Annotated in this window: 12 protein-coding genes; 8 read left to right on the plus strand and 4 right to left on the minus strand. The window is 69.8% G+C overall.

The window, feature by feature from the left end; all coding sequences use genetic code 11:
- The first annotated feature begins 56 nt into the window (after positions 1-56).
- The 6 genes from ON33_RS06740 (at position 57) to ON33_RS06765 (ending at position 5,080) form a co-directional block, all read left to right on the plus strand.
- Positions 57-449 (plus strand): SRPBCC family protein, encoded by a 393-nt coding sequence (locus ON33_RS06740; RefSeq protein ID WP_040856566.1) that lies wholly within the window; start codon positions 57-59, stop codon positions 447-449.
- Between the two features lie 19 nt (positions 450-468).
- Positions 469-906 (plus strand): SRPBCC family protein, encoded by a 438-nt coding sequence (locus ON33_RS06745; RefSeq protein ID WP_040856569.1) that lies wholly within the window; start codon positions 469-471, stop codon positions 904-906.
- Between the two features lie 47 nt (positions 907-953).
- Positions 954-2,312 (plus strand): ArsA family ATPase, encoded by a 1,359-nt coding sequence (locus ON33_RS06750; RefSeq protein WP_051151721.1) that lies wholly within the window; start codon positions 954-956, stop codon positions 2,310-2,312.
- Positions 2,309-3,190 (plus strand): hypothetical protein, encoded by an 882-nt coding sequence (locus ON33_RS43120; protein ID WP_245550326.1) that lies wholly within the window; start codon positions 2,309-2,311, stop codon positions 3,188-3,190. Before ON33_RS06750 ends, ON33_RS43120 begins: the two co-directional genes overlap by 4 nt.
- A complete protein-coding gene (locus tag ON33_RS06760; protein ID WP_040856572.1) occupies positions 3,187-4,182 on the plus strand; it encodes an ROK family glucokinase in 996 nt (331 codons plus the stop codon). The genes ON33_RS43120 and ON33_RS06760 overlap by 4 nt, the downstream gene beginning before the upstream one ends.
- Positions 4,183-4,354: 172 nt before the next feature.
- A complete protein-coding gene (locus tag ON33_RS06765; protein WP_040856575.1) occupies positions 4,355-5,080 on the plus strand; it encodes a lysophospholipid acyltransferase family protein in 726 nt (241 codons plus the stop codon).
- A gap of 63 nt (positions 5,081-5,143) precedes the next feature.
- Here the strand turns inward: ON33_RS06765 and ON33_RS06770 are convergent, their stop codons facing one another.
- Complete coding sequence (locus tag ON33_RS06770) at positions 5,144-5,641, minus strand: polyadenylate-specific 3'-exoribonuclease AS (protein WP_040856578.1); 498 nt, start codon at positions 5,639-5,641, stop codon at positions 5,144-5,146.
- Positions 5,642-5,778: 137 nt separating this feature from the next.
- Between ON33_RS06770 and ON33_RS06775 the strand changes: the two genes are divergently transcribed.
- The gene (locus ON33_RS06775) at positions 5,779-7,167 is read left to right on the plus strand and encodes a class II 3-deoxy-7-phosphoheptulonate synthase (protein WP_040856709.1); all 1,389 of its coding nucleotides are present in this window, start codon (positions 5,779-5,781) and stop codon (positions 7,165-7,167) included.
- Between the two features lie 210 nt (positions 7,168-7,377).
- Here the strand turns inward: ON33_RS06775 and ON33_RS06780 are convergent, their stop codons facing one another.
- Positions 7,378-9,393 carry a Stk1 family PASTA domain-containing Ser/Thr kinase gene (locus tag ON33_RS06780; protein WP_218001379.1) on the minus strand — a complete coding sequence of 672 codons (2,016 nt, stop codon included), beginning with the start codon at positions 9,391-9,393 and terminating at the stop codon, positions 7,378-7,380.
- 106 nt (positions 9,394-9,499) lie between these two features.
- Between ON33_RS06780 and ON33_RS06785 the strand changes: the two genes are divergently transcribed.
- A complete protein-coding gene (locus ON33_RS06785) occupies positions 9,500-9,868 on the plus strand; it encodes an Rv2175c family DNA-binding protein (RefSeq protein WP_040856714.1) in 369 nt (122 codons plus the stop codon).
- A 138-nt stretch (positions 9,869-10,006) separates the two neighbouring features.
- On the opposite strand, the gene ON33_RS40490 is transcribed toward ON33_RS06785, so the two are convergent.
- On the minus strand, positions 10,007-10,966 hold the full coding sequence (locus ON33_RS40490; RefSeq protein WP_040856716.1) for a phytoene/squalene synthase family protein: 960 nt from the start codon (positions 10,964-10,966) through the stop codon (positions 10,007-10,009).
- A gap of 29 nt (positions 10,967-10,995) precedes the next feature.
- The gene (locus ON33_RS40495; RefSeq protein ID WP_169336784.1) at positions 10,996-12,690 is read right to left on the minus strand and encodes an alpha-(1->6)-mannopyranosyltransferase A; all 1,695 of its coding nucleotides are present in this window, start codon (positions 12,688-12,690) and stop codon (positions 10,996-10,998) included.
- Positions 12,691-12,693: the final 3 nt, after the last annotated feature.

Raw genomic sequence — 12,693 nt, forward strand, 5'->3', positions numbered from 1 at the left:
CGAGACTTCGGGGCCGCGAACCCGCCCGGAGCGAAGCGTAGGGCAAGATAGGCACCGTGAGCAGTATCCAGGTTGCCGACCAGACATTCGTCGCCGCGCCGGGCACGGCCGTGGCCGAGGTGCTGGCCGATCGTGCCCGCTGGCGCCGCTGGTGGCCCGACCTGCAGTTGGAGGTCCGGGAAGACCGGGGCGACAAGGGGATTCGCTGGACCGTCAGCGGCGGTGCGGACGGCACCATGGAGGTCTGGCTGGAGCCCATGCTGGACGGCGTCATCATGCACTACTTCATGCACGCTGAACCGCGCGGCGGCGTCGCCGGTATGTCCGGGCGTGAGCTGCTGGCCCTGAACCGGACTCGCCGGGTCGCGGGCAAGGTCATGTCCTTCGAGATCAAGGCCCGCCTCGAGGCCGGGCGCAAGGCCGGGGTCGCGCCCGCGGCCGCGCACTAGAAAGGAAGCGTTGCCGCCCATGGCCGATCGAACTCAGAGGTCGATCGTGATCGACGCCCCCTCGGATCGAGTGATGGCCGTCATCGCCGACCTGGAGTCGTATCCGGAATGGGTCGCTGCGGCCCGCTTGGTCGAGGTGCTGGACAAGCTGCCGGACGGCCGCGCCCGCATCGCCCGCTTCGTGCTGGACGCCGGCGTCGTCAAGGACACCTACACGCTGTCCTATACCTGGCGGCCCGACGGCCGCGCGGTGAGCTGGAGCCTGGTCGCGGGTGATCTGCAGAAGACGCAGGACGGCACCTACGAGCTGATCGCCCTGCCCGACGGCACCACCCAGGTGGTCTACGAGCTGACCGTGGATCTGAACATCCCCATGATCGGCATGTTCAAACGCAAAGCGGAGAAGGTCATCACCGACACCGCCCTCAAGGAACTCAAGAAACGGGTCGAAGGCTGACCGCCGGCGGTACCGAACGCTCGCCGCGCCCCGCCACCCGCGTCGAGCTGTTCATCGGCAAGGGCGGTGTCGGAAAAACTACGCTGGCCTGCGCTACCGCACTCGCCTACGCCCGCAACGGCCGCCGCGTCCTGCTGGCCTCCCTCGACCAGGCGCATTCCCTGGGCGACGCCCTGGGGTACCGCCTGCGTCACGGTTCGACCCCCGCGGTCGCCACGCTGCCCCTGCCCATGTTCCGAACTCCGGCACCCGCTTTCGCGGACGTCCGCGATCCGGACGCCCCCGATCCGGGATTCGGGCCGGGTCCCGACGCCGAGCCGGCGCTGGATGTCATCGAGGTGGATTCGCTTGCGCTGCTGGAGGATCGGTTCCGGCAGGTGCTGGTCATGGTGTCCGGCGCCGGGCACGAGCACGGATTCGACCTGGGGGCACTGGATCCCGCGGAGCTGACCGGCCTGCCGGGGGTGCAGGAACTGCTGGCCATGCTGGAGATCACCCAGTTCGCCAGGGACGCGCAATGGGATGTGATCGTGGTGGATTGCCCGCCCTCGGCGGACATGCTGCGCATTGTCACCGCGCCGGACACCGTGCTCGGCTATCTGGAGCGGGTGTGGCCCGCGCACGCCCGCACGATGGAGGCGATCGGCGCCGACTTCCGCAAGGCCGTGCTGGCGGTGACGGTCGAGCAGATCGTGCAGGCGGTCTCGGAAGCCCGTGACCTGCTGGCGGATCAGACCCGCACCGGCGCCCGGCTGGTGACCGCCGCCGAACTGGTCGCGGTGGCCGAGTCCGCGCGGGTGCGGTCGGCGGCGGCGCTGCTGGGGATCCGGCTGGACGCGGTGCTGGTGAACAAGGTGCTGCCGGAAATGCCGCCCCCGCATCCGGTGGAGCCGCCGCATCCGGCGACGCAGTGGTACTTCAACCGGCGCGGCGAGCAACTCGACGTGGCGGGGGAGCTGCGCAAGCGGCTGCACGGGCTTCCGGTGCAGGTCGTTGCGCATGCGGGCGCCGAACCGGTGGGGTTGGGTTCGCTGGCGGCGCTGTCCTACGCGGTGGACGCGAGTGGTAACTGGGTGGGAGGGCGTCCGGTCCCTATGCTTGGCACAGACGCGGACGGTGTGCCGCCCGGCCTCGAGAGAAGTACCGCCGCCGAGCCGGTGGTACGGCTCGAGTCCGGGGCGGGGGTGCACTCGGTGTTCGCGATGCGCATGCATCTGCCGGTGGTCGATCCGTCGACGCTGCGGCTGGGACGAGTGGAGGACGATTTGATCGTGGGAGCGGACGGGGTCCGGCGGCGGTTGCGGCTGGCCCCGGTATTGCGGCGGTGCACGGTCGAGGCCGCCGAACTCGACGGCGACCACCTGGTGATCCGCTTCCGGCCCGATCCTCAGGTCTGGCCGAAATGACCAGGCACCACCCGCGCCCCGGTCACCCCGAGGAGAATCTCGGCGAATTCGCCGAGGAGCTACGGCTGTTGGCCGAGGCCGTCCTCGAACGGGTCGAGCCGGTGCTGCGCCGCACCGCCGCAGACGGCCGCACCGAATGGTCGAGCTGCAGCTGGTGCCCGGTGTGTGCGGCCGCGGCCATCGTGCGCGGCGAGCACCACGATGTGGTGGCGGCCATCGCCGAACACGGCACCGCCATCGTGACCGTGCTGCGCGAGGCGCTCGCCGGTGTCCCGGTGGATCCGGTGATCCCGCCGGATCTGGATCCGGAGTCGCCGGAATACCAAGCCTGGCATCACTTCTCGCATACCGCCGAAACCGATTCCGGGGCGGGCGATCTGCCTTTCGCCGACGCGAATGACGCCGCGCGCGGCGACACGGGCGCGGGTGAGTTCCCGCCCGGCGGAGCGCGATCCGGTGACCCGCACGGTGCGGCGGGCCTGGCCGCGGTGTTCGCGCGCTTCCTCGCGGGCGCGCAGGGCCGTGCGGCGGCCCGGGGCCGGTCGCAGGCCCACCCGCCCGCCGAGGCGTCGGACGATTCCTTCGGTCCCGGCACCGGTACGGCCCGCCGCTCCGGCGCAGGTGATCCGGACGACTCGACCGCGATGCCGCACAACGATTTCCGCACCGGCCGAGTGGCCGATGAGCAGCCCGCCCCCGCCGGGCCCTTCGGCCCGCCGGTCGCACACCCCGGCTCCGAGCCGGGGTCCGTGGCCGGATCCACGGCCCAGCCCGCCCGCGACGCGAGCTCGGCGGCGGGCCGCGGCGCGCAATCCGGTGGTGGAAGGCGGCCCAAGCGCGCGAAATACGTCCCTATCGACGTGACGATCAAGGCATGACGGGCGGTGTGGACGTGCCGTTGACCGTGGGTATCGATGTGGGCGGCACGAATATTCGGGCCTCGGTGGTCGACAGCGCGGGCGAGGTGCTCGACACCGTGACCGCGCCGACCCCGCACTCCGCGCGCGCTCTCGAGGACGGTCTGGCCCGGGCGGTGCGCGAACTGTGCTCCCGGCACGCCATCGGCGCGGTCGGTCTCGCGGTGGCGGGTTTCGTGGACGAGGACCGCGCCACCGTGCGTTTCGCCCCGCACCTGCCGTGGGAGGACGCCCCGGTCGCGCAGCGGCTCACCGACCGTCTCGGCCTGCCGGTGATCCTGGAGCACGACGCGAATGCCGCGCTGTGGGCGGAGTACCGCTTCGGCGCGGCGGCGGGCGGGCGCAATGTGGTGCTGGTGGCGATCGGCACCGGCATCGGCGCGGCCCTGCTGAGCAATGGCCAGCTGTATCGCGGAAGTTTCGGTGTCGCACCGGAACTGGGGCATCTGCAGGTGGTGCCGAACGGCCGCGCGTGTGCCTGCGGCAAGCGCGGCTGCTGGGAAAGGTATTGCAGCGGAACCGCTCTGGTGGACACCGCGATCGAGTTGCTGGCCACCGATCCGCAGCGTTCCGCGGTGCTGGCCCGGGAGTCGGGGCGGGACCCGGGCTCGCTGACCGGTCGCCGGGTGGCGGGCGCGGCCCAGGACGGCGACCCGGTCGCGCTCGAGGTGATGGCCGATTTCGCGCGCTGGCTGGGTCTGGGCCTGGCCTTCGTGAGTGACCTCTTCGACCCGGATCTGATCGTGGTGGCGGGCGGCGTGAGCACTTCCGCCCCACTGTTCCTCGACGACGCGCGCGAGCATTACGCGGCCTCCATCACCGGCGCCCGGCACCGCCGGCTGGCCCGGATCCGCACCGCCCAGCTGGGTGAGGCGGCGGGCATGATCGGCGCCGCCGAGCTGGCGCGCGCCGCGGTGCCGTCGGCGTCGGACGCGGTGTCGGCGCACCGCTGACCTGCTGCTCACCGCCCGGCGAATTCCGAAGCGTGGGACCAAAGTCCCGTCATCGGAGAAACGCGCCACCGCCGGTTGGTTACCGGCTGGTCGCAGCGGTAGGGTAGGCAAGCGAGTGGTGGTGCCCGCAACGAGGCCGGTCCCGGGTATCGAAAACAGGGGAAAGGACGCAATGTTCTACTGGCTGCTGAAGTATGTGTTCCCTGGTCCATGGATGCATCTCGTCAACCGGCCGCAGGTCGAGGGCGTCGAGAACATTCCCGCCAAGGGCGCAGCGATTCTGGCCGGCAATCACTTGTCGTTCACCGACTGGCTATTCACCCCGCTGATGAGCCCGCGTCGCATCACCTATCTGGCCAAGGCCGAATACTTCACCACGCCCGGTCTCAAGGGCCGGTTGCAGAAATGGTTCTTCTCCGGTGCCGGTCAGTATCCGATCGACCGCTCCGGTGCGGACGCCGCCGAGAGCGCGCTCAATACCGCGCGCAAGCTGCTGGACGAGGGTCGCCTGGTAGGCCTGTATCCCGAAGGCACGCGCTCCCCGGACGGTCGCCTCTACAAGGGCAAGACCGGTGTGGCACGCCTCGCCCTGGAGACCGGAGTGCCGGTGATCCCGGTCGCCCTGATCGGTACCGACGAGGTGTGCCCGCCCGGTCCGTTCCGCTGGCGGCCGCGCAAGGTCATCGTGAAATTCGGTGAGCCGATCGACTTCTCGCGCTACGAGGGCATGGGCGGCAACCGCTTCGTCGAGCGCGCCGTCACCGACGAGATCATGTACGAGCTCATGCGGATGGGCGGTCAGGAGTACGTGGACGTGTACGCCGCGAGCCTGAAGAAGGGCGTGCCGTCGGGCAGCCGCCCGGACGCCGACCGCGTCCCGGAGACCATGGCCGGCTAGTCCGCCAGACCACCGGAAAGGCCCCGGGAGACCAAGTCTCCCGGGGCCTTTCGCATGTCGATCTCAGACCGCGCGCAGGCGCCGCGCCGCCTCGATGGCCTCGAATTTCGCGAGGTTGTGGCGGGCGTCGGCGAGCGCGTCGTGCGCGTCCTTGGGGACCGGCGGCAGGGCGGGCCGGCCGTGCTGGTCCCAATGCTGGCGCAGCTCATTGGTGTAGCGGGGCAGCGCGTTGGGGAGGTCGACCATGGATCCCCACAGCTGGCACAGCGCCACGTGGTCGTAGGCTCCGACCCAGGCCCACAGTTCGGGTTCCACGTTGGGTCGTGGGACCAGGAACTTGTAGAGGTCGTCGCGGATCCGCTCGCGCGGACGCCACAGCGGCGAGGACGGCGGCGGTAGCTTGGGCAGGACATTGCGGCGGACGAACGGCCCGGCCTTCTCGGGATCGAATTCGGTGGAGACCGCGTAGAACTCGCGTCCGTCCTCGCACACCACCGCGATGGATACGAGGTCGATGACGGTCCCGTCCTCGATGAATTCCGAATCGTAAAAGTACCGCAGTGAGATGGGTCTCTCCTCAGCTCAGGTCCGGGTCGGATGGCAGATCATCCGCTCCCAGCCTAGGCGGCGGCGCGGTGTGAGCAATTCAAGCCCTGGGGGTGCTCGGGGTCGGCGCGGGCAATCCGTATTCTGAACTGGTGAACTGGACCGTCGACGTACCGATCGATCGCTTGCCGGAACTTCCTCCGCTACCCGCCGAGCTCCGTCGGCGTCTCGACGACGCGCTGGCCCGCCCGGCTCTGCAACAGCCCTCCTGGAATCCCGAGCAGGCCGCCAAGATGCGCACCGTGCTGGAGAGCGTGCCGCCCATCTGCGTGCCCGCCGAGGTCGAGGAGCTGCGCCTGCGGCTGGCCGAGGTGGCCCGCGGCGAGGCGTTCCTCATGCAGGGCGGTGACTGCGCCGAGACCTTCGCGGACAACACCGAGCCGCATATCCGCGGCAATATCCGCACGCTGCTGCAGATGGCCGTGGTGCTCACCTACGGCGCCAGCCTGCCGGTGGTGAAGGTGGCCCGGATCGCGGGCCAGTACGCCAAACCCCGGTCGGCCGACCTCGATTCGCTGGGCCTGCGGTCCTACCGCGGTGACATGGTGAACTCGCTGGTCGCGGATGCGGCGCTGCGCGAACACGATCCGTCGCGCCTGGTGCGGGCCTACGCCAACGCCTCGGCCGCCATGAACCTGGTGCGCTCGCTGACCTCGGCCGGCATGGCTGATCTGCACAAGGTGCACGACTGGAACCGCGAGTTCGTGACCCAGTCCCCGGCCGGCGCCCGTTACGAGCAGATGGCCACCGAGATCGACCGCGCGCTGGCCTTCATGAAGGCCTGTCGCGTCAACGATCCGAACCTGTCGAGCGCCCGGCTGTACGCCAGTCACGAGGCGCTGGTGCTCGACTACGAGCGGGCCATGCTGCGCCTGAGCGAGCACCCGGTCACGGGCGACCCGGTGCTGTACGACCTGTCGGCGCACTTCCTGTGGATCGGTGAGCGCACCCGTCAGCTCGACGGCGCGCACATCGCATTCGCCGAACTGGTGTCCAACCCGATCGGCCTCAAGATCGGCCCGACCACCACGCCCGACCAGGCGGTCGAGTACGTCGAGCGGCTGGACCCCAACAACGAGCCCGGCCGCCTGACCCTGGTCGCGCGCATGGGCAATCAGAAGGTCCGCGAAACGCTGCCCCCGATCATCGAGAAGGTGCAGGCCACCGGTCACCAGGTGATCTGGCAGTGCGACCCCATGCACGGCAACACCCACGAGTCGTCCACCGGCTACAAGACCCGGCACTTCGACCGCATCGTCGACGAGGTGCAGGGCTTCTTCGAGGTGCATCACGCGCTGGGCACCCACCCGGGCGGTCTGCACATCGAGCTCACCGGTGAGAACGTCACCGAGTGCCTCGGTGGCGCGCAGGACATCTCGGACCTCAACCTGGAGGAGCGCTACGAGACCGCCTGCGACCCGCGCCTGAACACCCAGCAGTCGCTGGAACTGGCGTTCCTGGTCGCGGAGATGCTGCGCTAGTAGGCGAAACGAACGGAGCCCGGACCGCCCTGTGCGGCCCGGGCTCTCGGCTGTTCGTGTCACGTCGTCCAGGGCGACAACTGTTTCGTGCCGATGGGGGCAACGGCCCGAGTACGCCCAGAATCGGTTCGGAACCCAACCACCGGCACGGATGCACTGCGGTCGCCGGCTCTCGGCCGTCCGCTGACGGCGGGGAGAGGCGCGGGCCGGCTACGGAATGGCGACGAGTGTGATGGTGGATCCGGGCTGAACGGCGTCGCCGGGCGCGGCGCTCTGCGAGATGACGATCGAGCCGTCGTTGTTGGCGAGCTGCCGGACGGTGACCTGCAGGCCGAGGGCCTGTAGCTTGCTGCGGGCGGTGGAGACGTTGGCGCCCAGCAGGTTCGGCATGTCGATGGCGCTGTTGACGATGAGGACCACGGCATTGCCGGATTCGGTGCTGGTGCCCGCGGCGGGGTCGGTGCCGATCACCTGCCCGGACTTGATCTTGGTGTCGTACTGGTCGCGGGTGGAGCTGACGGTGAGCCCGGCCTTCTGCAGCGCCGTCTTGGCCTCGTCCTCGGTCTTGCCCCGCACATCCGGGACCTTGACCGGCTGGGAACCCTTGCTGCGGTAGACCTTCACCTGCGCGTTGGCGGGGAGGACGGTGCCGGGACCCGGATCCACCTTGGCGACAGTGCCTTTGGGGGCGGTGCTGCTCACCTCGCCGCCGTCCACGGGCGTCAGTCCCGCGTCCCGGATGGCCTTGTTCACCGAGTTGACATCCTGTCCGGACTGGACGTCGGGGACCTTCGGCTTGCCGCTGGAGACCAGCACCGCGACCAGCGAGCCCTTGGTGATCCGGGTACCGGCGACCGGGTCGGTGCCGACCACATTGCCCACCGGGATCATGTCGGAGGCCTTCTGCCGGGTCTCGGTCTTGAAGCCCGCGTCCTGCAGTGTGGCGACGGCCTTCTGGGTGTCCATACCGGCGATCGAGGGCACCGCCGAGTATCTGCCGACCCCGAGCCACCAGCCGCCGAGGCCCAGCAGCACGGCCAGGGCGATCACGATGCTCAGCCAGACCACGACCTTGCGTCGCGATTTGCCGCGATCCTCGATCAGATCGTTGCCGTAGCCGCGGTTCGCCGGCGGCCCGGACGGGGGCGCGTATTCGGGCTGCTGTTGCTGGTACTCCGACGGCAGTTCCCGCGCCGCGGTCATGACCCGGGTCTGCTGCGCCTGCGGCTGCATGTGCACGGTCGGCGGGTCGGCGGGGAGCCGGGTGGTGAGGTCGGCCGCGCCCGGAATCGGCCGCGAGGGCGGCGTGACCGGTCCGCGCGGCGCGGGGGTGGGGCCGACCCGGTATTTGGCGCTGAGGTGCTCGGCCGACTCGGTGGGCGCGGGTACCCGGTAGTCGGGCAGCCGCAGTTCGCGGGCGATGCGGCGCAGTTCGTTCGCCATCTCGGTGGCGTCGGAGTAGCGGTGCATGGGTTCGCGCGCGGTGGCGTGCGCGACCAGCTCGTCGAATTCCGGTGGGACGCCGCTGATCAGGCGGCCGGGGCTGGGCACGTCCTTCTCGACCCGCTGCAGCGCGATGGACAGCGAGTTGTCGCCGGTGAACGGCGTTCGGCCGGTGAGCATTTCGAAGATCAGGATGCCCGCCGAGTAGACGTCGCTGCGGGCGTCGGCGGTGCCGCTGGTGACCTGCTCGGGCGAGAGGTAGGCGGCGGTGCCGAGAATCACGCTGTCGGAGGTGATCTTGGCCTCGGCGACCGCGCGCACCAGTCCGAAGTCGGCGATCTTCACCTCGCCGGAGTCGGAGATGAGCACGTTCTCCGGCTTGATGTCGCGGTGCACCAGTCCGGCCGAGTGGGCGACGCCGATCGCGAAGAGGACGGGTTCGGCGACGGCGCGCACGGCGTGCGGGGGCATGGGCCCGCGTTCGCGCAGCAGCTCGCGCAGGGTGCCGCCCTCGACCAGTTCCATGATGAGGAACGGATGGTCACCGTCCACGCCCTGGTCGTAGACCGCGACGAGCGACGGGTGTTTGAGCTTGGCCACGGCCCGCGCTTCGAGCTCGAAGCGGGTGAGGAACTGCGGATCGGAGGCGAATTTCGGGTCCATCACCTTGATGGCAACGGGTCGGTCCAATCTGGTGTCCACTCCCCGGAACACCATGGACATACCGCCACGCGCGATCGGCGCGTCGATGCGGTAGCGCCCTTCCAGCATCTGGCCGATCAACAGCAACCCTTCCGATTTCCCGAGTCCGCCCGGTGCGGCTCACCCGATGGTAGTCGCGTCGGGGTGTGATGCGACTGTGGCGACGCGAGAGACTACCGTGGTCCGCGTGAGTGCCTTTCCATGCAGCGAAGACGTCTTGCCGGACTCGGTGACCCTGATCCCGCTGCCCGACGTGGCCGACCAGTTGGGCATGGTGGTCACGCGGGTACACCAGATGCTGCGCGACCACCAGATCCTCGCGGTCCGCCGGAACGGCGTGGCCGGTATCCCGAAGGAGTTCTTCGACTCCACGGGCGCCGTCGCCAAGCATCTGACGGGTCTGATCACGGTGATGCGCGACGGCAAGTACACCGACGAGGAAATCCTCGAGTGGATCTACACCGAGGACGACACCCTCCCCGGTCGTCCGATCGACGCCATCCACGGCCCGCTGGCGCGTGAAGTGATCCGGCGCGCTGCGGCCGACCCCTTCTGACCCGCAGGCCTCCCGCGCGGTGCCCAGGCACCGCGCTCGGCCTGATGCCCGAGGCGCCAACTGATTTGGCGCCGTACGGGGTAACTCGTCGGGGACGTCCGAGAGTCGACCCTCTGGCACGACCGCCGGTCCGCTCGCTTATCGGAGGGGCTCCCCGAATCCCGGCAGCAGGCGCGAAGAGGCGGATAGGTGTTCCCGTGCCGCGATCCGCAATCGGCGATGCTGCGGCACCACCGCGCGGCGGGTGAAGACCGCGTAATCGGCGCGTTCGATCTCGTCCAGGATGCTGCCGTAGAGCGTGGCCGCGGTCCGGATGGCCGGGCGCACGCGTGGGCTGAGCAGCTCGATGCCGGGGGTGGCGCGGCGGTAGACGCCGCGGTTGACGGCGATCAGGTGCGCGAGCCCGCGCCGCACCTTCGGATCGGTCCGGCCGGATGCCCGGCAGTGGTACAGCAGTTCGGTGTCCACGCCGAAGGCCGCCAACTCGTCGGCGGGCAGATACACGCGTCCGCGATCGAGGTCCTCGCCGATATCGCGCAGGAAGTTGGTGAGCTGGAAGGCTTCTCCCAGCGCGGCCGCGGCGGGTTCGGCGTCGGCCACCGGGACGACCGTGCCCAGCACCGGCAGCAGCTGCAGTCCGATGGCGGCGGCCGAGCCGCGCATGTAGTCGCGCAGGTCGCTCATGGTGGGGTAGCGGTCGCGGTAGTGCGGGCCGCCGGGGATGTCCATGCGCATGGAGTCCAGGAAGACCCAGAAGTGTTCGGCGGCAATCGAATACCGGCGGATGGTGTCGCATACCGCGAGCAGTGCCCGGTCCTCGGGCCCGTCGCCGGCCTCGACGGGGGCGTCCACCAGGCGGGCCCGGAGTTCGTGTTCGATCCGATCCAGCCGGGCCGCGGATTCCGCTGCGCGGCTGGGCGCGTCGCTCGCGTCGACGATGTCGTCGACCAGGCGGGCGAAGGCGTACAGCGCGTGCACGGCCGGTCTTCGCTCCGGTTCCAGCAGCCGGGTGGCCAGGAAGTAGGTGCGGCCGTGGGCGGCGGCGATCCGGCGGCAGTCACGATAGGCGCGGTCGAGCCGCTCGGACTGATCGGGCAGTACGGGTGGCGCGGGTGCGGTGGACTGGTTCACGCCGGCCCGGCCGCGGGCGCGACGCCGAGCTGTTCGGCCTGCGGGCGGGCCGCCCGCAGTTTCAGCGGATCCACCGTGCACAGCGACAGCGCCGCCACCACCGCCGCGAAGATGGCCAGCGTGCCGTGCACATAGTTGGACACCGGCGACCCGTCGGGCTGGAACACCAGCATGAGCCAGGTGCACAGGCCCACCAGCACCTGCAGGGTCCGGGTGGTGAGCGCGAATCCGGCGGCCAGCGCCAGCGGCCACGAGTAGTACCAGGGCAGTGCGGCGGGCGAGAGGATCACGATGGCCACGAACGCGACGAGAATGCCGAGCACGGCCTCCTTCTCGCTGTTCTTGAACCGCCACCAGGCCCACACCAGGATGGCCACCATCACCGCCGCGCACAGCAGGCGCGTCCAGGACAGCACCGTGTCCATCGACAGCGGGGTCACCCAGGTGACCACGTGCGCCATGATGGTCGGCAGCGAGAGCCAGTTGATGATCTTCTTGGACCCGGACAGCGCGGTGAGCCAGCCGATCTGGTGATCGCGCAGCCCGGTGGCCCAGGTGGCCAGCACGAACACGGCCGCGAAGATCGCCACACCCAGTGCGCTGATCTTGGCGAAGGTCCGGATCGGATGTGGCAGGTCGCCCTCGTCCTGCGAGGCGCGGCGCTCGCGTTCGTGAATCATCCAGATCCACACCAGGAACGGCAGCGCGACGCCCGCGGTCGCCTTCACGGCCACGCCGATCGCGACCACCACGATGCCCGACATGTGGTGGTGCTCGAGCACCAGGGCGATGCCCGCGGCCATCAGGCCCACCATCAGCATCTCGTTGTGCACGCCACCGATCAGATGGACCAGCACCAGCGGATTGAGCACCGCGAGCCACAAAGCGATGGTCGGCTTGCCGCCCAGATGCTTGGTCAGATGAGGAATGGCCCACACCATCAGCACCAGGCCCGGCAGCATGACCAGCCGCAGCGCGATGGTCCCCGCCACCACATTGTCACCGGTGATGGTGGTGATGGCCCGCCCGATCACCAGGAACACCGGACCGTAGGGCGCGGTCGTGTTGAGCCAGACGGGGCTCACATTGTCCAGTACCGCCGCGGCATTCGCCTTCAACTCCACGGGCCCGAAGACGTAGGGGTTGATGTGGTCGCGCAGCATCGCGCCCTGCGCCAGATACGAGTAGGCGTCGCGGCTGAACATGGGGACCGAGAACAGCAGCGGGAAGATCCAGATGCCGACGATCCCGCGCAGCTCGTTGAGCGACACCGTGGTGCCCGGCTGCTTGCCGATCACGATGCGCCCCAGCCGCACCCACGCGGTGATCATGGCGATCACGCCGAGCCACACGAACACCGACGACAGCACCAGCCCGTGCCCGAACCGCAGCCACGACAGGTGCATGGCCTCCAGCAGCGGGTCGCTGCGCCGCACACTGCCCGCGCCGAACCCGCCGAAGGTGATCAGCAGGGCGCCGAAGAATCCGAGCGTGGCCGCGTGTCCCTCGGGGCTGCGGGTGAAGTCGGAGGCGTGTCGCAGCCGACGCTGCGCGGTGGTGCCCTCGACGGCGCTGGTCACGGCGGCCGGGGTGGGGGCGTCCGGTTCGGCCTGTGCGACACCGGCCGCGGTCCGCGTCGCAGTGCTGCCGACGGTGTCGGGGGTGGCTGCGTCCGCATCGGGGGTCGGCATTGG

The sequence above is a fragment of the Nocardia niigatensis NBRC 100131 genome (assembly GCF_000308655.1).
GTDB classification, from domain to species: Bacteria; Actinomycetota; Actinomycetes; order Mycobacteriales; family Mycobacteriaceae; genus Nocardia; species Nocardia niigatensis.